Origin of the sequence: Salinibacterium sp. SWN248 (genome assembly GCF_015864575.1) — a bacterium.
Classification (GTDB): domain Bacteria; phylum Actinomycetota; class Actinomycetes; order Actinomycetales; family Microbacteriaceae; genus Rhodoglobus.
This window is the reverse complement of the sequence record NZ_JADYWW010000002.1, coordinates 528792-551277: the sequence shown is the minus strand read 5'-3', so window position 1 is coordinate 551277 and position 22486 is coordinate 528792. Positions and strand designations below refer to the sequence as shown.

Below are 22486 nucleotides of genomic sequence, written 5' to 3'. Positions count from 1 at the left end.
CCTCAGTAGGGTGCGGTTGGGTTGAGTGTTCGGGTAGTCAGATAGTTATGCGGCGGCGGCGGCGGCGGACACGGGCGAAAGGTGCTCGTGCACGGCCAGTAGCTGATCATTGTCGAGGCGGAACACGATGGTTTCGCGCTCGCGGTAGGAGTCTTCGCCGTCGCCGGTGTCGACGCGAGTGAAAACGGTGTGGCTGAACACAGCGCCGCCGGGGAACGACTGCACTGAGGCATCCGACGATTCGCAGTCGAGTACTTTCCAGCCGCCCTCAACCCAGCCAGCCCAGAGGCCTTCGTATTCGGCACGGTCGTTTAGACGAGCGGGCTCGGTGTGAAAGATGAAGGTCGCTTCGGGCGCGAAGCCGCGAAAGTACTGGTCGCCGTCGGTGGCCCTAAAAGCGTCAACGATGGCGGATGCTGCGCTGAGCACGTCATCCTGATGCGGGGTTGTCGTGCTCATGGTGCGCTCCTCTAGCTCTCGGGCGTTGCGGTCGGGGTCTGGTTATCGCGGGGAGCCATCGCGCTCAGCAGCTCGTAGGCGACGTGGCTCGCGGCAACGGCCGTGAGCTGCGCGTGGTCGTAGGCCGGGGCGACTTCGACGACGTCGGCGCCAACGATGTTCTTGTCAGCGAGGGCGCGAAGAATGCGCAGCAGTTCACGGCTCGTGAGTCCGCCGGCTTCGGGGGTTCCGGTGCCCGGTGCGTGCGCAGGGTCGAGAACGTCAATGTCGATAGAGATGTAGAGCGGCTTGTCGCCGATGCGGTCGCGGATGCGCTCGATCGCGACGGCTACTCCGTCGTCTTCGATGTCTTCGCTTGTGACGACTGCGAAGCCCAGGCGGCTGTCGTCGGTGAGGTCTTCGGCGCTGTAGAGCGGGCCGCGGGTGCCGACGTGCATGCTCGCGGTGAGGTCGATAAGACCCTCTTCGGATGCCCGGCGAAACGGGGTGCCGTGAGTAACCGGCGCACCGAAGTAGGTGTCCCAGGTGTCGAGGTGAGCGTCGAAGTGGAGCACAGCGACGGGGCCGTGCTTCTTGGTGACGGCGCGCAAGAGGGGGAGTGCGATCGTGTGGTCGCCGCCGATGGTGAGGATGCGGTCGGCGCGGGTTGCGAGGTCGAGGGCGGCGGCCTCGATTTCGAGGATGGCGTCGTCGATGCTGAAGGGGTTTGCGGCAATGTCGCCGGCGTCCGACACTTGCTGGGCCGCGAACGGCGATACGTCTTGCGCGGGGTTGTAGGGGCGCAGCAGACGCGATGCTTCTCGCACGTGGGCCGGACCGAAGCGGGCACCGGGGCGGTAGCTCACTCCGCTATCGAAAGGGATGCCGACGATCGCGATGTCGGTGTGCTCGACATCTTCGATGCGCGGCAGACGAGCGAATGTGGCGATACCGGCAAAGCGAGGGACAATACTTGCATCGACCGGGCCAACAATAGGTTTCGTCATAGTAAACTTTCGATAATCAGCAGTAAACGTGAACTCACAGTAAACCCAGAGGTGCGCCTCGTCAACCCCGGTAAGTGATGGAGTAGAGCCATGAGACCCCTGTCGCCCTCACCCAGTGCCGAAGCGCTCGCCATCGGGGCGCGCATCCGCAGCGCCCGCAAAGCACAGGGGTTCACCCTCGAACAAATCGCCACAACTGCTGGGCTGACCAAGGGTTTTCTCAGTCGGCTCGAACGCGACGAGACTTCCCCAAGCGTCGCGACGCTGGTGCAGTTGTGCCAAGTTCTCTCACTCGAAATCGGGTCACTCTTCGCCGAACCTGAAGCAGTAAAAATTTCTTTGGCGGATGCCCCGCACATCAATCTCGGTGGTCAAGGAGTGGATGAGCGGCTCATCTCCCCGCGTAACGAATCGCGCGTTCAAGTCATCCGCACCCACATGCAACCCGCCGCCAACGGTGGGGATGCGTTCTACACGATCAGTTGCGAAGTCGAAGTCCTCCACGTGATCTCTGGTGCGGTGACCGTACATTTCGTGGACCGCGAAATTCCGCTTGCGGCAGGCGACTCGCTCACGTTCCCGGGCCGTGAACCGCACAACTGGGAAGCGGATGCCGAACTCGGTGCCGAAGTCATCTGGACAATCGTGCCGGCTACCTGGCGCGGAGAATAGCCGCGCGCGCTGCACGTCAGTCGTTCAGCGGCACGACATCCCACTGCCCAAAGCGGGTGAAGCCTGCGGCGAGGGCCGCTGCCACAGACCCAACGTTGTCGGGCTGACAGCGGTATTGCGGTTCGTAGCCTCCGCCGAGGGCGTGGGCGCTGATGGCGCGAACGGTCTGGGTGGCGAACCCTCGACCGCGGTAATCGGGCAGGGTGACGATGCCGAGGTCCGCAAGCTGTGATCCTTGCCACGGGTACATGCTGGAGGCGGCGACGAGGCGGTCGTCGGCAAAGGTTCCGTACACGAGCCAATGGTCGAGTTCGACGAAGGCCTCGTCTAATTCTCTTTCCGGAACGGCCGCAGTGAACTGTTCGAATGCTGTCGCATCCGCTCCAGTCAGCTGGCGCGTTGTCTCAGGAGTCACCTCAGCGCGGAGCACATCCTGAGCATGCCGGGGTAAATAGAAAAGCTGATCTGCACCGTTGAGAGCGACTCCGGCGGCGTCGAGATCTGAGCGCAATTGCTGGCCGCTAACGCGTTGCCCCTCAACGAGGTCGAGGCGTTCCGCAAAAGTGGGAATCATTCTGACGATGCTGGGCCCTTCGGCGACATCCAGCAGCGTGACTGCGGTGTTGGTGGGAAGCGATTCGGCGATCCGCACCACATACAACTCGTCGAATGCGGGCTCGCGTTCGTAGGTCGGCAACCAGTAGTCGAAGACGATCGGTGAATACATGCGAACCCTCTCGGATGCCGCGACGAGGCCGCTGGGCTGTCGTTGCGCTGCCGCTGCGGCAGGTTCGCAGACTAGCAAATGGTCCTCCGGATGCCGCTACTGGCCTGTGGAAAATTGCTCAGTGAGGGTGGGTAGATCGCACCTCGCGACAAGCGCCCGGTACTCCCGCACGGCCTGAGGGAGAGGAGTAGCGTTGGCTATATAGCGGTGCATTGATGGACTGTGAAAGGCACAGCCCAGAGGTCGCCGCAGAAGGCACGGCATCCCATGAAGTTGGTCGTTGTTGGAGGAGTCGCTGGAGGCGCATCGGTCGCCGCTCGCGCTCGCAGGCTCGATGAAAGTGCAGAGATTGTCGTGCTGGAGCGCGGTCATCACGTCTCGTTCGCAAACTGCGGATTGCCGTACCACATTGGTGAAGTCATCACCGAGAGAGACCGACTGCTTCTGCAGACGCCCGAGAGCCTGCGCGAGTCTCTCAACATCGAAGTGCGTATCGCTCACGAGGTCACTGCGATTGACCGCCAGGCCAAAACCGTTTCGGTACGCGAGGTCGACACCGGGCGTGAATATGTCGAAAGTTACGACAACCTCGCCCTGTGCACGGGGGCGGAAGCCATCCGCCCACCGCTGCCCGGTATCGACCTTCCCGAGGTGCATGTCCTCCGTCGCATAGGCGACATGGATGCCATCAAAGCCGAACTCGATGCTGACCTTGAGAAGGCGGCCAGTGGCGCTCGCGGTCCCGTGCGTTGCGTCGTGATCGGTGCGGGCTACATCGGCCTTGAGATGGCCGAAAACCTGAAGCACCGTGGTGCGCTCGTGGATGTCGTGGAACTGAGCGACCAGATTCTTCCGCCTCTCGACCACGAGATGTCGGTTCCCGTAGAACACCACCTCCGCAGCCGAGGAATCGCTCTTCACCTCTCGACGGGGGCTGCCGCGTTCGCGCCGCGCACCGGCGGAGGGGTCATGGTGGAACTCACAAACTCGACCACTATCGAAGCGGACCTCGTCATTCTGTCGGTCGGAGTCCGCCCCAGTGTTGGCCTTGCCCGGGATGCCGGTCTCGATCTGGGCGAGAATGGCGGCCTAGCCGTCGACACCCATATGCGCACGTCTGACCCGAACATTTGGGCGGCGGGCGACTCGGTTGAAACCCCGAACGCGGTGTTGCCGGGGTCGTGGCTCGCTCCGCTTGCCGGGCCAGCTAACCGCGAAGCGCGCGTTGCAGCTGAGAATATCTGCGGCCGCGACACGGAGTACAAGTCCACTCAGGGCACCTCGATAGTGAAAATCTTCGAGATGGTCGCGGGTGGCACCGGCGCGACGGAACGCCAGTTGCGGGCAGCGGGAGTGACGTACCGGGCCGTGCACGTGCATCCATCCGGTCATGCTGGTTACTACCCGGGCACCGCGATGATGCACATCAAGCTGCTGTTTGCGCCCGACACAGGAAAGGTGCTCGGCGCTCAAGTCACCGGTTTCGATGGCGTCGACAAGCGCCTCGATGTCTTCGCTACCGCGCTTCGTGCTGGCCTCACCGTCTGGGATCTTGAAGAACTCGAGCTCGCTTACGCCCCGCCGTTTGGTTCGGCTAAGGACCCGGTCAACATGGCTGGCTTCGTCGCCAGCAACGTACTGCTTGGCGACCTCAACCTCTGGTACGCGCAGGACTACCCCCACGCCACCGACGGTGCACGCATTATCGATGTGCGCACTGCAGAAGAGTTCTCCATCTTCCACCTCCCCGGCGCCGAGAATGTGCCGCTCGCAACCCTCCGCACCGACACGGTCGACTGGGACCGGTCAGTAGGCCTGCGCCTCTACTGTTCCGTCGGTTTCCGCAGTTACCTGGCGTACCGCATCCTCGTGCAGCTGGGATTTACGGATGTCGCCACACTGTCGGGCGGATCCGAAACGTTCCGAGCGTGGCATGAGGTCGAGCCCGACACCGACGGACCGATCGAACCAGAAACGTCGTACGCCGAAGCCGCTGAAGCGCTCAACTCGGCTCGCGTTGCCGCCCACGTCGCGAACGGCACGGGCGTCTCAGTAAACCTGGACTGCACGGGCCTCGCGTGCCCGGGGCCCATCATGAAGCTTGCCACCGAGATGAAGGGGCTCAACCTGGGCGACGAGATCGTGGTGCACGTCTCCGACCCCGGCTTCGCGAGCGATGCCCCCGCGTGGGTGCGTCGCAACGGTCACGAACTCTTGGCTATCGAACCGGAGGGGCCAGGCTATGTGGCCACCATCCGCAAGGCTGGTCCCGAGGCACTCTTGCTCGCTGGCGGTGGAGGAGTAGTTGCCGCCCCTGCGAAACCCAAGGTGTCATTTGTGGTGTTCTCGGGCGACCTCGACAAGGTGATCGCCGCGTTCATCATCGCCAATGGTGCGGTCTCGATGGGCGAAGAGGTTTCGATGTTCTTCACCTTCTGGGGCCTGAACGCGCTGCGTCAGCAGAAGCCACCGAAGCGTCAGCGTAAGGCGATGGACAAACTCTTTGCCGGAATGATGCCCGCCGGAGCCGACAAGCTCACGCTCTCGCAGATGCACATGATGGGGGCGGGCACCGCGATGATCAAGAAGACCATGAAGAAGAACGGTGTGCACTCGCTGCCTGAGCTCATGGAATCGGCGATGGCGGGCGGCGCTCGCATCATCGGCTGCACCATGACGATGGACCTGCTCGGCATCGCCGAATCAGACCTCATCGACGGTGTCGAACTTGGCGGTGTCGCGACGTTCCTTGGAGAAGCAGCTGAATCCACGACGACGCTGTTCATCTAGCCGCGTGTTGGTTGTCCACACACTCTCACTCGCGGGTCCTCCCCGCATCCGATGTCGCCGCCTGTGACGCACATCTCGGGTACTACGCATTTATCGCAAGGCTAGGTGCTGTTTTCTCGTTGCTAGAGCGTCAACGGAGAATTCGAAGTCATCCATCAACTCGGCCAGGGGAGCGTTGGCTCAGTCGACGATCTCAGTTTGGGTGGCGATGAAAGCGCGCTCGTCGTCGTTGAGGTGCTGGGGCGCAGCCGGAACAGTGCTCCCCGAAAGCGTCTCGATTTCTTCGAGCACTGACGCGCTGATCTCGCCGTGAAGATCCTCCTGAATCGCATGCTTCGCCGGAATGCTCAGTTCGGGCCACCAGCGTTCGATGGGGGGAAGGTCGGTGTGTGAATCCATGAGGTTCCTTTCGCTATCGGTTGACCTATTCTGCACTACATCGATGCTGATACTGAGGGTGCCTGCTAGCCAGCGTTCGACCTCCTGCTGGGAACGCAGCCGCACAATGACGAGCTTCGGATGCTTCCGCACGAGAGCGGGAATCTCGGTGTGATACTTCTTGCGGGTTGAGATCGCCCACTTCACGACGTGTTCGGCCCGCACGGGCCGTGCGGAATCGCGAGGGTGTCGGCAATCCGCAGAGCGAGAGTCGTCTTTCCCGCGCCAGAGACTCCTGCCACGAGAACACGGCGCGGGCGCTGAGGTAGGGCATCTTCGCACGACAACATGAGGCAATTTTAGGCGGGACAGCGGTCAGCGCGGCTTGGCTGCAATCTGAAGTTGCGGCCAAATGTCAGCGGGTGAGAGTAGATTTAAAGAAAGTTGGCCGACACGCCGAGACACTACATCTGGGGTAATGACATGGGTGTCATTACCCATATATAGTGAAATCTCCGACAAACCGTCGGCAAACTTCTAGCAGACTTTTAAGGAGGATCGAATGGATAACGAAAACGACACCGTTGGCGGATATGCAATTCCCGTCGACCCAATGGATCTTCTGCAGTGCGACAGCTGCCAGTAAAAACTTACTGAGCTAACGCCTCACAGAATTTCTGAAGCCCCGGCAGACCTCACGGTCACCGGGGCTTCACCCATTTAACAGCCGCAACCCAATCCGCCCGCAACACAATCCCGCCGCAATAAGCCGGCCCACAAACACAACCCCAATCTCACCCACGCGCGTATCGCCAACATTGCCTAAGCTGGACACCGTGCCAGTGAATAAAGAACTAGAAGGCCGGGTTTTCCCGCCTACGACCCCCTACCTCGTCGGGCGAGAAAAAGTACGCGAATTTGCGCGCGCCGTCTTCGCTCAAAGTCCGCTCAACCACGACCCCGAAGCCGCGAAAGCAGCAGGCTTTGTGGATGTCGTAGCACCGCCCACCTTCGCCGTCGTCATCCAAGAGGCAGGCCTTGCCCTTCTCCTGGCCGCCCCCGACACCGGCATCGACTTCTCGCGCATCGTGCACGGCGAACAAAAGTTCACCTACACGCGGCCCATCGTCGCCGGCGACGAACTCACCGCCATCCTCACCGTCACGAGCATTAAGTCGCTCGGCGGCAACGACATGATCACCGCCGAAACCGCCATCAGCGACGCCACAGGCGAGCACGTCGTCACCGCAACCTCCGTACTCGTCATGAGAGGCACAGAATGAGCGACCTCGTCGTCGGCCAAGAACTGATCACCGGCAATATCACCCTCACCCGCTTCTCGCTCGTGCGCTACGCGGGAGCATCCGGAGACTTCAACCCCATCCACTACCGCGATGACGTTGCTGCCTCCGTTGGCCTCCCCGGCGTACTCGCCCACGGCATGCTCACCATGGGCCTCGCTGTGCAACCCGTCATTGACTGGATGGGCGACCGCGGCGAACTCGTCGAATACGGTGTGCGCTTCACTCGCCCCGTCGTCGTCGACGGCAATGGGGGCGTCGTCGTTACCGTCTCCGCCAAAGTGGGCGCCATCGAAGACGACGTGACGCGCATCGACCTCACCGTCAGCGCCGCTAACCAAACCGTGCTCGGCAAGTCGCAAGTGAGGGTCAAACTCAACAAATGACCGACACCGCCCCCAGCGAAAGCACACCGCCGCAATACAACGTGGCGCTCGCCGACCTCACCACCATCAAGGTAGGAGGGCCAGCGCACACGCTGCTGCGCCCCGCCACCGAGCAAGAACTGATCGCGAACGTGCGAGACGTGTGGCAACGAGGCGACGAATGGCTGCTCATTGGGGGCGGCTCCAACATGGTCATCAGCGATGAAGGATTCGACGGCACTGTCATCCATATCGCAACACGCGGCATCCAACTCGTCTCTCAAACCGAGACCTCGCTGAGCCTTCGCGTGCAAGCCGGCGAGTCCTGGGACGGCCTCGTGGCGAAGCTCGTTTCACGGGGCTGGGCTGGGCTCGAAGCGCTCAGCGGCATTCCCGGTTCAGTAGGCGCAGCCCCCATTCAGAACATCGGCGCTTATGGTCAAGAAGTCGCCAGCGTGCTCGATGGCATCGACTTTCTCGACTACGACAACGGTGAGTTCGTTCACCTCACGACCGCCGAACTCGAACTGGGTTACCGCAACTCGGTGATCAAAGAGGGGCGCGCCGGCGTTGTCCTCGCCGTGTACGTCACCCTCGCGGCATCGCCCGAGAGCACCGTGCAGTACCAACAGCTCGCGACCGCGCTCGGTGTCAACATCGGCGACCGAGTGCCCGTACAACAAGTGCGCGACACCGTGCTCGCCCTGCGCGCCTCCAAAGCAATGGTGCTCGACCCCAACGAACCAGACTCCGCCAGTTGTGGCTCGTTCTTCACCAACCCGATCGTGCCAGAGCACATCGCAAGAGGGCTTCCCGCGGATGCCCCACGCTGGGTTATCGAGGACGAACCCGTCACCGACGTTGCTGTTCCGCTCGGGGAAGAACCTGCCCCGCCACCCGCGCCCAAGCCGCGCCTGGTCAAGCTCAGCGCCGCCTGGCTCATCGAACATTCGGGCGTGAACAAGGGCTTTCGTCTGCCAGGCTCACGAGCCGCCGTGTCGACGAAACACAGCTTGGCGATCGTCAATCGCACTGGCGCGGACGCTGCCGAAGTTGCAGAACTCGCCCGGTACATTGGCGCGTGCGTACTCAGCCGCTACGGCATCTACCTGCAGCCAGAACCTGTTGGCGTCGGCGTCGAACTCGCCTAGCTCGCCCAACTCACCTCACAACCTGCGCTCACGCGCCAGGCTCGCCTCACTCAGGCGCGCTAATGCGAGCGAGGCAGCAGCCCCAACTCCATTGCCTTCGTGACGGCCCGCGTACGGTCCTTCACGTCGAGCTTCTCGAAGACATGGATGAGGTGTGTCTTCACGGTCGCCTCGCTCACGAACAGAGCTGCGGCAATTTTTCGGTTGCTGTTGCCCTCCGACACAAGTGCCAGCACTTGAGTCTCACGGTCGCTCAGTGTCACCTTCGCCGGCTCACGCATGCGGTTCACGAGCAGCGCCGCAATCGATGGAGCCAGAGCGACTTCGCCGCGCGCGACCGAACGCAGCCCGGCCAGAATCTCCTCTTGCGGTGCCGCCTTCAACAGATAGCCGCTCGCTCCCGCCTCAATCGCGGTCAGAATGTTCTCGTCAGACTCGTAGGTCGTGAGGATGAGCACGCGGACGTCGGGGCGTGCGGCCACGAGTTGCGCGGTCGCTTCTGCGCCTCCGAGGCCGGGCATGCGCAAATCCATGAGCACAACGTCGGGGGAGAGCTGCGTGGCCAAGGCAACCGCCTCGGTGCCGTCGCTGGCTTCTCCGACGACTTCGATGTCATCCGCCGACCCCAGCAGGCCGACGATTCCACTGCGGACGATCGGATGATCGTCGGCAACAACGACACGGATCATGCAATAACTTCCTTCGGAATGGTGGCACGCACGGTGGTGCCGGCGGCCGAACTATCAACGTCGAGACGGCCGTTGACGAGAGCCAAACGTTCGCTCATCCCCTCGAGGCCGAAACCGGGGTGAGCGGTGGTGGGGTCGAAGCCTACGCCGTCGTCGGCGACGGAAATCGTCAGCCCCATATCATCAGCAGAGACTGTGATCGTCGCGCGAGTGGCCTCAGCATGCTTGCGCACATTAGCGAGAGCCTCCTGAGCGCAGCGCAACATAACCACCTCGGTTTCGCGGGCCATCGCGGGCAGCTGTTCGGCATCCACGGTTACAGTCAGTTGGGTTTCGCGGCTGTAACGCTCGGCCAATCGGTTCAGGGCGCTTGTGATGCCGTCACCCGTCAGGCCAACCGGAGCGGATGCCGTGACAAGTGCACGCGCTTCCGCAAGTGCTGCGCGGGCACTGTCTTCAATGAGCTCGAGTTGTTCGGCTGCAGCGGCAGGGTGGTTGTTGTCGAGTTCGCGCTTAGCTCTTTGGGCAACGAGTACTAGTCCGGTGAGGTCTTGCGCGATGGTGTCGTGGATTTCGCGGGCGAGCCGCTCTCGTTCGCTGGAGACTCCGGCATCCCGACTGATGGCGGCGAGTTCGTCGCGGGTGGAGTGCAGCTCGAGTACGAGGTCGTGGCGTTGGTCGCTGAGGGTAGATATCTGGGTGATCCAGAGGCCGAGGGCGAGGCTGAAGATGAGCGAGAGGGCGACGATCGTGCTGCTGTAGAGCAGGGCATCCGCGCTGAGGCCCATGTTGATCAGAAAGCCGACGCCGACAGAGAGGGCGAGGGCGACGTTGCCGATGATGGCGTTTCGCGTGCGCTCGGCGAGCACCCAGACGAGGGGATAGGCCAGCGATTGCAGTGTGGCCATGACCGGCATGAAGGCGACGGCAGCACCCACGGTGACCACGAGCACACCGACGTAGATGACGGCGATGATGCTGTTGTCCCTCGCGCGGATGCCGAGCGTGAACCAGGCGAGAGCGAAGGCGGCGAGGGCCACCGCAGCACCGAGTCGGCTACCGGGGCCATAGCCACCGGAGCCGGCGATGAGCACTGCCATGACCGCCGTGGTGACGGTCACAGCAATGCTCATCCAACGCGCGAAACCCATTTAGCTATCCTTGCGGATCCAGCGGAACGTGATGCGCGTCACGATGAGACCGATGACCAACCAGAGGCCGGTGGCGATGGCGACTCCTGGCAGGTTCCAGCTTTCAGATTGCTCCATCACTTCGAAGCTTGCCGGCAGGAACACTTCGCGCATCCCCTGTGCCATCCACTTGAGCGGGAAGATGCTGGCGAAGTTTTGCAGCCACTCAGGCAACATCGAGAAGCCGAGGTACACGCCGGAGATGAACTGCAACACGAGCGCGACGGGGATGACGACGGCAGTGGCACTCTTGCCGCTGCGGGGGAGGCCGCTCAGTGCAATACCGAGCACGGCGGATGTTGTAACACCGAGCACAAAGACCCACGCGAACGTCAGCCATTTGCTGGGTTCGCTCGGCAGTTCGACGTCGAAGGCGAGGCTCGCGACCAGAATCACGAGAGTGGCCTGCAGCACACCGGTCGTAAAGACTTGCCCGATCTTGCCAATGAAATAGCTCATCACCGGCAGGGGTGTTCCGGCCAGACGTTTGAGCGTTCCGTCGCTGCGTTCCATAGCAATGTCGATCGCCATGTTCTGTAGGCCGCTCAGCAGCAGACCCGCGGCGATCATCCCTGGCAGGTAAAAGGCGGCTGCCGTGAGTGGTTCTTCTTCGGTCCCGAAGTTCTGCTCGCTGAAGGCAACCGCGAAGATCGTGAGCATGACGACAGGAAAGAGGAAGGTGAAGAAGACCGAGTCGCCCTGGCGAAAGTAGCTACGCACTTCGAGCTTGATGCGGCTGAACCCGAGCCTGAGGCTGCGGCCGATTCCGAGACCGAAGCTCGGCGCGCTGGCAGCAGGGGCCGTCGGTGTTGTTGTCGTGCTCATCGTGCGTTCTCCACTTCGCGTGCGTGCGCGTGGTCGGAGACCAGCTGCAGATAGATGTCTTCCAGACTGGGGCGAACAATCTCGAGCCCGGCCGGTTCTGCGCCAGACGCCATGAGGGATGCCACGACAGCGCCAGGGGTGTGCGTGCGCTCTTCATGCTTGCCGTTGGCATCGCGCCAACGCACGACGGGGGTGCGCGCTTCTTGCCCGCCGATCTCGTCGATAGCGCCGATGTCGATCATTTTTCCACCCGCGATTACTCCGGCACGGTCGCCCAGCTGGGCCGCTTCGTCGAGGTAGTGAGTGGTGAGGAGGATGCTCGTGCCGTCCGCCTTGAGCGAGCGAATCAGCTGCCAAAACTGCTGACGAGCCTCGGGGTCAAAGCCTGTGGTTGGTTCGTCGAGAAAGAGCAGCTCGGGGCTTCCGATGATGCCGAGCGCGACATCCACTCGTCGACGTTGTCCGCCCGAAAGCTTGCGGATCAGCTTGCCAGCCTTCTCTTCAAGACCGACTGAAGCGATAACTTCTTCGACGTCGCGCGGGTGGGGGTAGTAACCAGCAAAGTGGGTGAGCTGTTCGCGCACCGAGACGTTGCCGCTCTCGCCGCTTGACTGCAGCACGATGCCGAGGCGCGCCTTCCAGTCGAGGCCACCCTTGCCGGGGTCGACGCCGAGCACGCTCACCGAGCCACCGGTTCGATCCCGGTAGCCTTCGAGAATCTCGATCGTGGTCGACTTGCCTGCACCGTTTGGACCAAGCAGGGCGAAGGTCTCGCCGCGCTGAATCTCAAAACTGACGGAGTCAACAGCGGCAAACGAACCGTAGGTTTTGCGCAGATTTTCGACCTGCACGACGGGAGCGGTGGTGTTCATGCTTCTATCGTCGCTTGTCTGGCCCAGCTGCGACAGGTGCAGACGGTTAGAGGTCTATCAACCGATCGGTTGATACGCGGTGTTGGTGCGCAGTGTTGATGCGCGGTGTTGGTGCGCAGCGTGGCGGTGACATTCAGCCTGTCCCGCTACCGTCGAACCATGATCACGCCGGCCCGCTCCCGAACCTCCGCTCTGGCGGCGCTCCCGCTCGCCGTCACCTTCGCCGTGACGGGATGCTCCGCTGCGAGCACCTCGAGCAACACGTCTGAACTCAGCACAACACCGCCAGCCAGCTCAAGCGCCGACGCCGCCACGTTCTTCCCTGATGTGGAAGACGTGAGCGTCTCGCCAACGGGCACCAATCTTTTCGACTTCGCGGTCACGATCAGCTCGCCGTACGACACTCCTGAGCAGTATGCCGACGGATGGCGCGTGCTCGCCCCCGATGGCACGGTGCTCGGTGAGCACACGCTCACCCACGATCACGCCGCCGAGCAACCGTTCACCCGCACCCAGCCGGGAGTGGAAATCCCTGAGGGCATCGCCGAGGTCACGATCGAGGGTCGGGACCAGGCCAACGGGTACGGCGGAACCACCGTGACGATCGAGCTTCCCGGACGCTAGTAACGGCGCACGGCAGGCTATTCGCCCGCGCCGGCATCCGCCAACAGCACCCGCAACTCCGCGTCGAATAGCGCCGCTTCGTAGCCGTCGTCGGGAGATTCGCACAGCAGCAGCGTGGTCATGGCGTGAAGCCGCTCATCGCCTGCGCCGTTCTCGGCGATGTCGTTCAGCAGCGCGGCGGCGTGCTCCCCGAGTGCCACGAGGGATCGGCTGAGACTCATGTGGGCTTCGCGCTCACCCCGACCGAGGTGCGCCACGAGCGCTCTCGCAAGTTTCGTTTCGCTACCGTGGGGCACCAGTACCGTTGCAACGCGCCACGCGGTGCGGGCCACCGCCTCAGCCGAGTCGTTCAGCAACTCAGGGGTGATCGCTTCCCACCCGGCGGGGTCACCGATCTTCGAGAGAGTGTGCAGCGCTTGGCTGCGCGCCTGCGCTGTCGCGGATCGTGTTTCGGCAATCAGCAGCGGCACGGTAATCGACGACGGATGCCGCATGAGCGCCCACGTGAGCGTCTCGCGAACGTTGAGGTCGGGTTCGATCGCGCACCGCTCTAGCAGCACGCGCACGAACTCGTCTCTCGGGTGCGTTCCGGCGGAGAGGGCAGCCTGAAGCCGTTGGGAGGGAAGCGCGGCGGTGAGGGCTACGTTCAACCGGCCTGCCGCATCGAGCGGCGGTGTCGCATCCATAGTTCCTCCACCGCCCCGAGGGCGGTTCGGTTAGCTAAAAAGCTTCTGTAAGCGCTGCACGCCTTCGAGGAGGGCGTCGTCGCCGAGGGCGTAGGAGAGGCGGAGGTAACCGCTTGGCCCAAACGCTTCTCCCGGGATGACCGCAACTTCGGCCTTCTCGAGAATCAGGTCGGCAAGTTCGAGGCTTGTGGTCGGAGTGACTCCGTCCCATTCGCGGTTCAGTAAGCCGGACACATCCGGGTACACGTAGAACGCGCCCTGGGGTGTTGGGCAGTTGATGCCGTCGATCTTGTTGAGTTCGGAGACCATGAGCTTGCGGCGGCGGTCGAAGGCCACACGCATCTCTTCCACGGCATCCTGTGGGCCGGTCAGGGCTTCGATGGCAGCGCGCTGCGAGATGTTGGAGACGTTGCTCGTGAGGTGTGACTGCAGGTTCGCAGCGCCCTTCATGGCGTCGACGGGGCCGACCATCCAGCCGAGGCGCCAGCCGGTCATCGAGTAGCTCTTGGCAACACCGTTGACGAGGATGGTGGTGTCCGCGAGTGCCGGAACAACCTCGACGATGGAGACGGCACGCACTCCGTCGTAGACGAGGTTTTGGTAGATGTCATCGCTGATCACCCAGATGCCGTGCTCGAGCGCCCATTCGCCAATGGCTTTGGTCTGCTCGGGGGTGTAGACGGCACCGGTGGGGTTCGATGGCGAAACGAAGAGCAGCACCTTGGTGTTTTCGGTGCGAGCGGCTTCGAGCTGTTCCACGGTCACGAGGTAACCCTGGTCTGCGCCAGCAAAAACTTCGACCATGGTGCCACCGGCGAGCTTGATCGCTTCGGGGTAGGTGGTCCAGTACGGGGTCGGAACGATGACTTCGTCGCCCTGATCGACGAGCGTCGCAAAAGCTTGGTAGACGGCTTGCTTGCCGCCGTTGGTGACTACAACCTGATTGATGCCGATCTCAAGGCCGCTGTCGCGCAACGTCTTGGCGGCGATGGCCTCACGCAGTTCGGGCAGGCCGGCTGCTGGCGTGTAGCGGTGGTTCTTGGGGTCGAGCACTGCCCTGGATGCCGCAGCCACAATGTTCGCGGGAGTGGCGAAGTCTGGCTCGCCAGCCGCATAACTGATGATGGGCCGCCCTGCCGCAAGAAGCGACTTGGCCTTGGCATCCACCTTGAGGGTGGCTGACTCGGCGATGGCGGAAATTCTGGCGGAGAGGCGAGGTGAGGTCACCCTTCAAGTGTATGGCTTCAGAAGGGCGGATGCCCAGAGATTGCCTACCCAGCGAGAGCAGCGCTGGCGCAGAAGACTGCCCCTACCGCGAGAACGCGGTAGGGGCAGAGGGAAGCGGCCGGAGCTGTGATCCTGGGGGGACGATAAGCTCCGGCCGCTAGAGGTTACTTACGCAGTCCTAGAGCTCGGACTTGGGGTGTGTACGTAGGTAACCCTGACGCGCGAAGTAGGCACCCGCTGCCAACAACGCGACGATGAGGGCGAGGAGCGTCGCAACACCGGCACCGGTGTATGCGAGCTGCCCACCGAGGGCATAGGTCGGAAGGTCGAGGAAGTCCGAATCACCAACGACGCAGATACCGACACAGGGGTCAGGGTCGCCATCGGGGTCTCCGCCGGTTCCACAGTTTTCGGTGCATCCAGGATCAACGACGGTCTGAACGTTGGGTCCAACAACGGCGCGAGCCACATTGAGTGTTGCAACTCCAGTCGAAGCGAAGCTTGGGGCCGCTGTTGCCTGGCCGAGTGCACCGTTCAGGAGGCCGCCGGCGCTGGAGAGCCCCGCTGTGGTGAGCCCTGATCCGACGGACACGCGCACTGCGGTTTCGCTGAACATGTCACCCGAGACTGCACCGGTCGATGTCCACTGCTCTTGCACGTTGACCTTGATGGAGACCAGATCGTGGAGCACTGTCGCTACTGAGTTGTTACCGAGGAGGCCGGTGACAGCGGGATTCACGAGGCCGGTGTTGAGGCTGTTGACGAGCGAGGTCACTACTCCGCCGTTGGAGAAGAGCGACGTGTTGAGGCTCTGGCCGAGGCTGCCGATCAGCGTCTTAACGTTGAGGCCGGTCTTGACCGTTCCACCGAGCAGCGAGATGTTCGCCTTCGCAGAGGCTGCGGTGCCGTTGATGAGATCGTCAACGTTTCCGATGATGCTGACGTCCACGGTGCTGCGGAGGTCGGGAAGAACAGTGTCGACGAGGTCGCACACGGTGTCCGTTGTGTAGCCGATGATGCCCTGCGTGACACCGTCTGTGAGGCCGCCAGTGAGCCCACCGAGGAGTCCGCCGACGAGCCCGCCGCCCGTCGAGTCTCCGTTGAGAATGTCACCGATGATCGGTACGCGGATGTCGCGGCACACCGTGTTCTGCACGGGGTCCTGTGCGGTCAGGAGGTTCAGCTTCGCCGACACCTCAACGTTGGCGTCGCGCAGAGCCAGCTCGACGCGATCAACGATGTCGTCGGCGAGAGTGGCTACGGTTTCGCTGATGCCGTTGAGGATCTTGTTGACGACAGCATCCGTCAACAGCTCCGTGTTCGGCGGAAGATCGTTGAGGTCGCTGCCGAGGAGAGTCTCGAGGTCAACCATGACTGCGCCAGTTTCGAGGTTGAAGCTGACGCCGCCGTTGCCGTAGCTGCCCTTGAGCAGTGAACTCACGGCTTTGTCGAGGTCTGCATCAACAACGACCTTGACGTCGGCCGAGGAGCCGACCACTCCAAGAACAGGGTCGAGGATGCCGTCGATGGAGTTACCGAGAGCGCCGTTATCGCCGCCCAAGCTGATCAGTTTGCTGTCAACGCCGCTCAGCGCAGAGGTGACTTTGCTGGTCAGCTTGCTGATGGCGGGGCTGGAGAAGCTGAGCGTTGCGTCGGCGAGGGTGTAGTCCCCGGATGCCGATGTCATGTTTCCATCGGCGCGAGCGGCTACGGCGTCCAAGTCGAGCTTCAGGTCGGTGAGCACCGAAGTGAACTCATTGTTGAGGAGGCTGTCGAGGTCGAGCGTGAGGTCGCCGGCGGGGCCGGAAGCAACGTTTCCGATGCCGATTCCGCCGTCATCCTGAATGGCTCCGGTGGAAGCGAATGATTCGCCGTTCTTGTCGGCTTCGGCGTACTGGTTGACGACTCCGGCATCCACTACATCAAGAAGGGGCAGCTGCAGGCCGCCTGGCTGGTTGAGCACGGTTGCGCCGAGAGCGTCAACAGTGAGGGGATCGCGGTGAACCTGTCGTGCCTGATTGCCGTTGTTGGTGGCGACTACCTGGCCGAGACCCGCAACATTGCCGAGGTCCGTTCCGAGCACATCGCCGGAAAGGAATTCTGCGTAAGCATAGGAGGCGCCGGTGGTCTCCTCTGCGCTTGCTGCAACGGGTGCAATAAGAGTGAAGCCCGATACGAGGGCTACGGTTCCCAGAGCCGCTCCGAAACGGACTGCTGGGGTGTGCTTGGTGTTCCCGACTGGCTTCCCAGTGCGCGGGATGTGTTGTGTAAACACGACTGGTACCTTCCTGATCCTGTTCGGATAAGGAAGCTGATACGACGATGAGGCCAACCTGAGGGTTGTGCCACGAACTACTGCCTGATCTCAGCTTCGCTTGCCCATGTGGTGGTGCTTGTTTTTGAGTTATGCGGCGAGATGGTGAGGTCTCGCGTGGTGGTGCCCGAATGGTGGTGCTGGTGTTGCTGGTGTTGCCCGAATAAGAAGGGTTGGTTTGCCCTGCTTGCATAGAGAGACTGAGACCCCCCTCGGTTATGACGCGGGTTTTCAAACTTTCTTGAAAACTTTTTCTGAGAGACCCAAATGGCGGGTGAAGAAGTGGGCGAATTGCCGCCCATTTCTGCTGGTTCTCTGTATTGATCTCTCTACAGGGGGAGTGGGCACTGCGGGACGGCCCAGGATGACGTACACTTGTTCAGGTTGTTGATAACTGCCATACTTTCGCGCGCCTGCTCCTCACTTCTCAATGTGGATGTGTCGTAGTGTTTGTGCGAAAGTGTGGGTAAGAGATTTCGATCTCTTGCAAAGGGTGGTGGCTCAATTGGTAGAGCAGCGGTCTCCAAAACCGCAGGTTGCAGGTTCGAGTCCTGTCCGCCCTGCAAGTCCCTCTCTGTGAGAAACGGAGCGGGTCGAGTAAGCCGAAGTATCGGAAGGTAGTAAGAGTGGCCAAGAAAGACGTAGACGAGCCCAGCGAGGACGTCGTCGCCAAGGCGAAGAAGGAGAGCGCGCAGCGTCGTGGACCCTTCGGCCGCATGACACTCTTCATCCGCCAAGTTATTAACGAACTCAAGAAGGTAGTAACTCCGACTCGGCGCGAGCTGGTCAGCTTTACTCTCGTTGTTCTTGTGTTCGTCATCATCATGATGGGTATCGTTTCGGCCCTCGACTTTGGGTTTAGCGCGTTGGTGAACTTCTTGTTCGGCGACCCGAACCTGGTCGTCTAAGCCCTTCATAAACCGCAGCGGTTACGGCCGAACTGCAGAGCAACGAAAAGAGATTTAGTGTCCGAGAACCACCGCGAAGACTCCGAGCTCGCTACGGCAGCAGAGCAGTCCTCCGAGGAGGATGAGGCGCAGACGGGTAACACCTTGGCTGCGGCAGAGCGTTCAGAAGACTCCGCCGAGCACCAGGCAATGCACGTTGAAGGCGACTCGGCTGATGTCGACGCCGATCTTGCTGGTCTCCTTGAGGCTCTGGATGCCGCAGTCGACCCTGCAGCAGATGCTGAAGTAAACGACGCGCTCGACATCGATAACGCTGCAGAGGCTGACGCTTCTGTTGCTGCAACCGATGACGAAGCAGCGGATGACGCTGAAGCGGAAGGCACCGACGCTGCTGAGGCAGTCGAGGGCGAAGAGGTTGAGGTCGACCCGTACGCCGAATTCCGCATGGATCTGCGCCTGCAGCCAGGCAAGTGGTACGTCATCCACTCCTACGCTGGTTTCGAAAAGCGCGTCAAGCACAATATCGAGAACCGCAAGGTTTCCATGGCGATGGAAGATTACGTCTTCCAGGTCGAGGTTCCGATGGAAGATGTTGTCGAGATCAAGAACGGTCAGCGCAAGCTCGTTAACCGTGTTCGCATCCCCGGCTACGTTCTGGTTCGCATGGACCTCAACGAAGACAGCTGGTCGGTTGTTCGTCACACTCCCGGTGTTACTGGCTTCGTGGGCAACGCCCACAACCCCGTACCGCTGCGTTTCGAAGAAGCATTCAACATGCTAAAGAGCCTTGTTGAGATCGTTGAAGCTCCTGTTGCTAAGGGCGCATCGCAGAAGAGCAAGACCGCTGCACGCGCTATCCCCGCAGAGATCGACTTCGAAATCGGCGAGACCATCACCATCAAGGAGGGTTCGTTCGCGGGCCTTCCCGGTTCGATCAGCGAGATCAAGGCGGAGAGCGGAAAGCTCATCGTTCTGGTTTCCCTCTTCGAGCGCGAGACCCCGGTCGAGCTCAGCTTCGATCAGGTCACCAAGCTTTAAGGGCTTACGCCCCTAAAAAACCACCGCGCCCTTCGGGTGCGGGAGAGCTGGCCACACGGGTCAGTTCGTACTGAAAAGGAAACACAATGGCACCGAAAAAGAAGGTTACAGGTCTGATTAAGCTTCAGATCCAAGCCGGCGCCGCTAACCCCGCACCGCCCATCGGGCCTGCGCTGGGACAGCACGGCGTTAACATCATGGAGTTCTGCAAGGCGTACAACGCCGCTACCGAGGCTCAGCGTGGAAACGTTATCCCGGTAGAGATCACTGTGTACGAGGACCGTTCGTTTACGTTCATCCTCAAGACCCCGCCGGCAGCAGAGCTCATCAAGAAGGCTGCTGGAGTTGCAAAGGGTTCGGGCACGCCGCACACCGTCAAGGTTGCGCAGCTCACCAAAGACCAGGTACGTACGATCGCCGAGCAGAAGATGGCTGACCTCAACGCCAACGACATCGACGGCGCAATGAAGATCATCGCGGGCACCGCTCGCTCGATGGGAATCACGGTGGAGGCATAATGTCCAAGAATTCCAAGGCATACAAGTCCGCCGCTGAGAAGCTCGAAGAGGGCAAGTTCTACACGCCCACCGAGGCTGTCTCTGTTGCTCGCGAAATGAGCTCGAAGAAGTTCGACTCCACCGTTGAGGTTGCTCTTCGCTTGGGTGTAGACCCTCGCAAGGCTGACCAGATGGTTCGTGGCACCGTTATCCTGCCTCACGGCACGGGTAAGACTGCTCGCGTTATTGTTTTCGCAACCGGTCCTGCAGCAGAAGCAGCAATCGCTGCTGGCGCTGACGAGGTTGGTGGCTCGGAGCTCATCGAGAAGGTAGCCGCTGGCTACACCAGCTTCGATGCAGCAGTTTCGACCCCCGAGCTCATGGGCCAGGTTGGTCGTTTGGGTAAGGTTCTTGGTCCGCGTGGCCTCATGCCAAACCCGAAGACCGGAACGGTTACCCCTGACACCGCAAAGGCTGTCTCGGAGATCAAGGGCGGAAAGATCGAATTCCGCGTTGACAAGCACTCCAACGTTCACTTCATCGTGGGCAAGGCTGGCTTCACGGCTGAGCAGCTTGACGAGAACATCAAGGCAGCGCTCGACGAGGTTCTGCGCGCAAAGCCCAGCTCTTCCAAGGGTCGCTACATCACGAAGGCAACGGTTTCGACCACCTTCGGTCCTGGCATCCCGGTCGACATCAACTCGATCTAATACTGCTTAAATGAACGGGGGTCGGCTTGCGCCGGCCCCCGTTTTTTGCATTCCCTAGGCATTGTGCTTGGGGAATATGCTGGTCAGTATCTGCCGTAGGGAGCCTTGTTGTGACCACCACTGTTCGCCGCGCTATCGAGAGTGACGCCGAGTTGCTCCACGAGATCGCTCGCCAGACTTTTCCGTTGGCGTGCCCTGCCACAACAACGCTCGACGCGATCGCGTCCTACATCGCAGAACACCTTTCGGTATCGGCGTTCCGTCACTACCTCACTGACCCTGCCCGCGAGGTTCTTCTCGCCGAGGTAGATGGCCAGCCCGCCGGCTACGCGCTGTTTTCTGCCGCCGAGCCCAGTGATCCGGATGTCGCCCAGGTGCTTACCCTTCACCCCACAGTAGAACTCAGTAAATGCTACGTTCTCGGCCTCTTTCACGGCGCTGGCGTCGCGCCCGCGTTGATCGGTACGGGAATCGCGTGGGCTCGCGATCAAGGCTTTGCCGGGATGTGGCTGGGCGTGAATCAGGAGAATGCTCGCGCCAATCGTTTCTACGAAAAGATGGGCTTCGAGCTCGCCGGCACCAAAAAGTTTCTGGTCGGAGAGCGCTGGGAAGACGACTTCGTGCGTCAGCTTTCGCTCAACGAACCGCTGTCCGCCCAGTAGCCAATGACTACTATTGCGCCGCAGCGCGTGTCAACCGCTGCCATTGAGGGAGTCGCTGCCGTCGTCGGCAGTGTCGCTGTCGGCATCGCGCTTGTCGTCATTTGGGCGTCTCGGCTCATGGTGCCCCGAGAGCTGTATGTCAGCGAGTTGGGGGCGGAAGGCGAACCTACAGCGGCCGCCTTTGAGATCGCGCTCTTGCTCATTGTGGGCGGTGGCTCAGCAGTTGCGTGGAGCGCCCGACGGGTGCGCGCCTGGCCGCCATTGCTCTCTGTCGGTTCGCCAGCGTTATCTCTCTGGGTGGGGTGCGGCTTCTTCCTAATTGCATCGCAAGTGACCTGCACTTCTGGCTGCCCTTTGCCCTACGGCCCGAGTTTCACCTGGCAAGACTTCACGCACACCATGGCGGCGGTCATTGCATTCGCAGCAGCATGTTGGGCGATGATCCAAACCTCGTTCGCGCGGGAACACCGTGTGCTCGCCAGAATGTCACTCATCACCGCCGTTGCGGTCGCAGTAATTGCGGGAACGGGTGGGCTCTTTTCGCTCTTCCGCTTTCAGGTTGTGCTCGGCAGCAGGCTTGAATTTGTTGCCACGACGATTGCGATTGCGTGGCTCATCATCCTCGGCACAGTGATTGCTGCTCGCGCGCTGTCACGGAATGCACGCGAGTAACGAGCTCGCTGAGTACAGAGGGCTAGGGTGCTCGCATGAGATCGAGCAGTCGATCGGCCAAGCCCACCAGGGTGTGGATCTGATCTTCGTCGCGCTCAACCCACTGGCACTTCGGCTCAGAATGCACGGGAACAAAGTCAGTGTGTTGCTCCCACACTACGAGCGTGCGGTCAGCGCCCAGCACATACTGTTGCCACCAGACCTGACGCAGGTACGAGCGCGGGATGGTGCGCCACGCTTTCGCCGTCGTCTTGATCTCCGAAAGAACGAGCGAACCATCAAGCACCGAGACGCCGTCGGGGGTTGCTAAATGCAGGGGCTGATCGTGGGCGTGATAGAGCGCCGAACTTGACTGGATGCCGTGCGCACCCAGCACCCAGCGTGCGATTTCTGGTTCCCGAGCGCGGCCATGATCAGTGAATGCGTTGCCGCTGAAACCGGAGCCGAGAAGCTTGCTCTCCACAACCGCACGCAAGGATTGTTCAGTGGCTAGGCGGGCGGCATCCGTTGCTGTCACGCCACGACTGCGGGCACGAAGCCATGCGACTCGATCCTCAGAATGGGCAACAATGCGGTCGCGATGATTGGGCGCAACCGGCTCCCAAAGATCGAGTTCCGGTTGCATAGTCACACCCCTATTGTCTCCCGTGCCGGTGGCATAGCGTGCGCGCACGACAGAGAAAGGAGGGATTCGTCGCTGCTAAGTGGCCACGAGGCACGCGTCCGCGCATTCAATGCCGGTA

25 protein-coding genes and 1 tRNA gene are annotated in these 22486 nt (G+C 61.5%); 13 read left to right on the top strand and 13 right to left on the bottom strand.

Translation table 11 applies throughout. The features are described 5' to 3' along the window. Positions 1 to 45: 45 nt before the first annotated feature. Both I6E73_RS12455 and speB read right to left on the bottom strand, forming a co-directional pair. Positions 46 to 459, bottom strand: coding sequence for a nuclear transport factor 2 family protein (locus I6E73_RS12455; RefSeq protein ID WP_197125993.1), 414 nt, complete (start codon positions 457 to 459; stop codon positions 46 to 48). A gap of 11 nt (positions 460 to 470) precedes the next feature. Next, the gene (gene speB / locus I6E73_RS12450; RefSeq protein WP_197125992.1) at positions 471 to 1445 is read right to left on the bottom strand and encodes an agmatinase; all 975 of its coding nucleotides are present in this window, start codon (positions 1443 to 1445) and stop codon (positions 471 to 473) included. A gap of 90 nt (positions 1446 to 1535) precedes the next feature. Here speB and I6E73_RS12445 point away from each other — a divergent pair, with 90 nt between their 5' ends. Next, entirely contained in the window at positions 1536 to 2117 is a 582-nt protein-coding gene (locus I6E73_RS12445; RefSeq protein WP_197125991.1) for a helix-turn-helix domain-containing protein, read from the top strand. Positions 2118 to 2133: 16 nt separating this feature from the next. Here I6E73_RS12445 and I6E73_RS12440 read toward each other — a convergent pair whose 3' ends face one another. After that, a complete protein-coding gene (locus tag I6E73_RS12440; RefSeq protein WP_197125990.1) occupies positions 2134 to 2844 on the bottom strand; it encodes a GNAT family N-acetyltransferase in 711 nt (236 codons plus the stop codon). A gap of 267 nt (positions 2845 to 3111) precedes the next feature. Here I6E73_RS12440 and I6E73_RS12435 point away from each other — a divergent pair, with 267 nt between their 5' ends. Further along, a complete protein-coding gene (locus I6E73_RS12435) occupies positions 3112 to 5634 on the top strand; it encodes an FAD-dependent oxidoreductase (protein WP_197125989.1) in 2523 nt (840 codons plus the stop codon). A 180-nt stretch (positions 5635 to 5814) separates the two neighbouring features. Here I6E73_RS12435 and I6E73_RS12430 read toward each other — a convergent pair whose 3' ends face one another. Beyond that, complete coding sequence (locus I6E73_RS12430) at positions 5815 to 6237, bottom strand: hypothetical protein (RefSeq protein WP_197125988.1); 423 nt, start codon at positions 6235 to 6237, stop codon at positions 5815 to 5817. Beyond that, entirely contained in the window at positions 6216 to 6362 is a 147-nt protein-coding gene (locus I6E73_RS12425) for a hypothetical protein (protein WP_197125987.1), read from the bottom strand. The genes I6E73_RS12430 and I6E73_RS12425 overlap by 22 nt, the downstream gene beginning before the upstream one ends. Before the next feature lie 486 nt (positions 6363 to 6848). On the opposite strand from I6E73_RS12425, the gene I6E73_RS12420 reads away from it, so the two are divergent. From I6E73_RS12420 to I6E73_RS12410, 3 genes are read left to right on the top strand one after another with little or no spacing between them, the layout of a single operon-like run. Next, positions 6849 to 7295 (top strand): MaoC family dehydratase N-terminal domain-containing protein, encoded by a 447-nt coding sequence (locus tag I6E73_RS12420; protein ID WP_197108056.1) that lies wholly within the window; start codon positions 6849 to 6851, stop codon positions 7293 to 7295. Continuing rightward, positions 7292 to 7699: a MaoC/PaaZ C-terminal domain-containing protein gene (locus tag I6E73_RS12415; RefSeq protein ID WP_197125986.1), complete on the top strand. Its 408-nt coding sequence runs from the start codon at positions 7292 to 7294 to the stop codon at positions 7697 to 7699. The genes I6E73_RS12420 and I6E73_RS12415 overlap by 4 nt, the downstream gene beginning before the upstream one ends. Then, positions 7696 to 8829 carry a UDP-N-acetylmuramate dehydrogenase gene (locus I6E73_RS12410; RefSeq protein WP_197108052.1) on the top strand — a complete coding sequence of 378 codons (1134 nt, stop codon included), beginning with the start codon at positions 7696 to 7698 and terminating at the stop codon, positions 8827 to 8829. The genes I6E73_RS12415 and I6E73_RS12410 overlap by 4 nt, the downstream gene beginning before the upstream one ends. 59 nt (positions 8830 to 8888) lie before the next feature. Here the strand turns inward: I6E73_RS12410 and I6E73_RS12405 are convergent, their stop codons facing one another. The 4 genes from I6E73_RS12405 to I6E73_RS12390 are packed head-to-tail and all read right to left on the bottom strand — an operon-like array spanning position 8889 to position 12405. Continuing rightward, complete coding sequence (locus tag I6E73_RS12405; RefSeq protein ID WP_197125984.1) at positions 8889 to 9518, bottom strand: response regulator transcription factor; 630 nt, start codon at positions 9516 to 9518, stop codon at positions 8889 to 8891. Beyond that, positions 9515 to 10669, bottom strand: a complete 1155-nt coding sequence (locus tag I6E73_RS12400; protein ID WP_197125982.1) for a sensor histidine kinase — start codon at positions 10667 to 10669, stop codon at positions 9515 to 9517. Before I6E73_RS12400 ends, I6E73_RS12405 begins: the two co-directional genes overlap by 4 nt. Next, positions 10670 to 11533, bottom strand: coding sequence for an ABC transporter permease (locus tag I6E73_RS12395; protein WP_231600915.1), 864 nt, complete (start codon positions 11531 to 11533; stop codon positions 10670 to 10672). Further along, positions 11530 to 12405: an ABC transporter ATP-binding protein gene (locus I6E73_RS12390; protein WP_197125980.1), complete on the bottom strand. Its 876-nt coding sequence runs from the start codon at positions 12403 to 12405 to the stop codon at positions 11530 to 11532. The genes I6E73_RS12395 and I6E73_RS12390 overlap by 4 nt, the downstream gene beginning before the upstream one ends. Positions 12406 to 12564: 159 nt before the next feature. Between I6E73_RS12390 and I6E73_RS12385 the strand changes: the two genes are divergently transcribed. Further along, positions 12565 to 13029 carry a hypothetical protein gene (locus I6E73_RS12385; RefSeq protein ID WP_197125978.1) on the top strand — a complete coding sequence of 155 codons (465 nt, stop codon included), beginning with the start codon at positions 12565 to 12567 and terminating at the stop codon, positions 13027 to 13029. Positions 13030 to 13046: 17 nt separating this feature from the next. Here the strand turns inward: I6E73_RS12385 and I6E73_RS12380 are convergent, their stop codons facing one another. The 3 genes from I6E73_RS12380 to I6E73_RS12370 form a co-directional block, all read right to left on the bottom strand. Next, positions 13047 to 13715 (bottom strand): HEAT repeat domain-containing protein, encoded by a 669-nt coding sequence (locus I6E73_RS12380; protein ID WP_197125976.1) that lies wholly within the window; start codon positions 13713 to 13715, stop codon positions 13047 to 13049. A 30-nt stretch (positions 13716 to 13745) separates the two neighbouring features. Continuing rightward, positions 13746 to 14942 carry a pyridoxal phosphate-dependent aminotransferase gene (locus I6E73_RS12375; protein ID WP_197125974.1) on the bottom strand — a complete coding sequence of 399 codons (1197 nt, stop codon included), beginning with the start codon at positions 14940 to 14942 and terminating at the stop codon, positions 13746 to 13748. A gap of 178 nt (positions 14943 to 15120) precedes the next feature. After that, a complete protein-coding gene (locus tag I6E73_RS12370; protein ID WP_197125972.1) occupies positions 15121 to 17217 on the bottom strand; it encodes a choice-of-anchor G family protein in 2097 nt (698 codons plus the stop codon). A 529-nt stretch (positions 17218 to 17746) separates the two neighbouring features. Here I6E73_RS12370 and I6E73_RS12365 point away from each other — a divergent pair. From I6E73_RS12365 to I6E73_RS12335, 7 genes are all read left to right on the top strand, one after another. After that, a tRNA-Trp gene (locus I6E73_RS12365) sits at positions 17747 to 17819 on the top strand. 63 nt (positions 17820 to 17882) lie between these two features. Further along, the gene (gene secE / locus I6E73_RS12360; RefSeq protein WP_197108034.1) at positions 17883 to 18164 is read left to right on the top strand and encodes a preprotein translocase subunit SecE; all 282 of its coding nucleotides are present in this window, start codon (positions 17883 to 17885) and stop codon (positions 18162 to 18164) included. A 57-nt stretch (positions 18165 to 18221) separates the two neighbouring features. Further along, positions 18222 to 19202 (top strand): transcription termination/antitermination protein NusG, encoded by a 981-nt coding sequence (gene nusG / locus I6E73_RS12355; protein WP_197108032.1) that lies wholly within the window; start codon positions 18222 to 18224, stop codon positions 19200 to 19202. A gap of 86 nt (positions 19203 to 19288) precedes the next feature. Beyond that, positions 19289 to 19720 carry a 50S ribosomal protein L11 gene (gene rplK / locus I6E73_RS12350; protein ID WP_100389473.1) on the top strand — a complete coding sequence of 144 codons (432 nt, stop codon included), beginning with the start codon at positions 19289 to 19291 and terminating at the stop codon, positions 19718 to 19720. Then, positions 19720 to 20409, top strand: a complete 690-nt coding sequence (rplA, locus tag I6E73_RS12345) for a 50S ribosomal protein L1 (protein ID WP_197108030.1) — start codon at positions 19720 to 19722, stop codon at positions 20407 to 20409. The genes rplK and rplA overlap by 1 nt, the downstream gene beginning before the upstream one ends. Before the next feature lie 110 nt (positions 20410 to 20519). Next, positions 20520 to 21071, top strand: coding sequence for a GNAT family N-acetyltransferase (locus I6E73_RS12340; RefSeq protein ID WP_197125970.1), 552 nt, complete (start codon positions 20520 to 20522; stop codon positions 21069 to 21071). Positions 21072 to 21074: 3 nt separating this feature from the next. After that, a complete protein-coding gene (locus I6E73_RS12335; protein ID WP_197125969.1) occupies positions 21075 to 21743 on the top strand; it encodes a DUF998 domain-containing protein in 669 nt (222 codons plus the stop codon). A gap of 22 nt (positions 21744 to 21765) precedes the next feature. Here the strand turns inward: I6E73_RS12335 and I6E73_RS12330 are convergent, their stop codons facing one another. Further along, positions 21766 to 22368 carry a YqaJ viral recombinase family protein gene (locus I6E73_RS12330; protein WP_197108572.1) on the bottom strand — a complete coding sequence of 201 codons (603 nt, stop codon included), beginning with the start codon at positions 22366 to 22368 and terminating at the stop codon, positions 21766 to 21768. Positions 22369 to 22486: the final 118 nt, after the last annotated feature.

Bases quoted from the DNA above. Each gene is read 5' to 3' on its own strand.
- I6E73_RS12425 (WP_197125987.1), bottom strand. From the start codon at position 6,362: ATGTTGTCGTGCGAAGATGCCCTACCTCAGCGCCCGCGCCGTGTTCTC.
- I6E73_RS12405 (WP_197125984.1), bottom strand. From the start codon at position 9,518: ATGATCCGTGTCGTTGTTGCCGACGATCATCCGATCGTCCGCAGTGGA.
- I6E73_RS12440 (WP_197125990.1), bottom strand. From the start codon at position 2,844: ATGTATTCACCGATCGTCTTCGACTACTGGTTGCCGACCTACGAACGC.
- I6E73_RS12380 (WP_197125976.1), bottom strand. From the start codon at position 13,715: ATGGATGCGACACCGCCGCTCGATGCGGCAGGCCGGTTGAACGTAGCC.
- speB (WP_197125992.1), bottom strand. From the start codon at position 1,445: ATGACGAAACCTATTGTTGGCCCGGTCGATGCAAGTATTGTCCCTCGC.
- I6E73_RS12335 (WP_197125969.1), top strand. From the start codon at position 21,075: ATGACTACTATTGCGCCGCAGCGCGTGTCAACCGCTGCCATTGAGGGA.
- I6E73_RS12455 (WP_197125993.1), bottom strand. From the start codon at position 459: ATGAGCACGACAACCCCGCATCAGGATGACGTGCTCAGCGCAGCATCC.
- I6E73_RS12395 (WP_231600915.1), bottom strand. From the start codon at position 11,533: ATGAGCACGACAACAACACCGACGGCCCCTGCTGCCAGCGCGCCGAGC.
- I6E73_RS12385 (WP_197125978.1), top strand. From the start codon at position 12,565: ATGATCACGCCGGCCCGCTCCCGAACCTCCGCTCTGGCGGCGCTCCCG.
- I6E73_RS12415 (WP_197125986.1), top strand. From the start codon at position 7,292: ATGAGCGACCTCGTCGTCGGCCAAGAACTGATCACCGGCAATATCACC.
- rplK (WP_100389473.1), top strand. From the start codon at position 19,289: ATGGCACCGAAAAAGAAGGTTACAGGTCTGATTAAGCTTCAGATCCAA.
- I6E73_RS12400 (WP_197125982.1), bottom strand. From the start codon at position 10,669: ATGGGTTTCGCGCGTTGGATGAGCATTGCTGTGACCGTCACCACGGCG.
- I6E73_RS12390 (WP_197125980.1), bottom strand. From the start codon at position 12,405: ATGAACACCACCGCTCCCGTCGTGCAGGTCGAAAATCTGCGCAAAACC.
- I6E73_RS12410 (WP_197108052.1), top strand. From the start codon at position 7,696: ATGACCGACACCGCCCCCAGCGAAAGCACACCGCCGCAATACAACGTG.
- I6E73_RS12435 (WP_197125989.1), top strand. From the start codon at position 3,112: ATGAAGTTGGTCGTTGTTGGAGGAGTCGCTGGAGGCGCATCGGTCGCC.
- I6E73_RS12330 (WP_197108572.1), bottom strand. From the start codon at position 22,368: ATGCAACCGGAACTCGATCTTTGGGAGCCGGTTGCGCCCAATCATCGC.
- I6E73_RS12445 (WP_197125991.1), top strand. From the start codon at position 1,536: ATGAGACCCCTGTCGCCCTCACCCAGTGCCGAAGCGCTCGCCATCGGG.
- rplA (WP_197108030.1), top strand. From the start codon at position 19,720: ATGTCCAAGAATTCCAAGGCATACAAGTCCGCCGCTGAGAAGCTCGAA.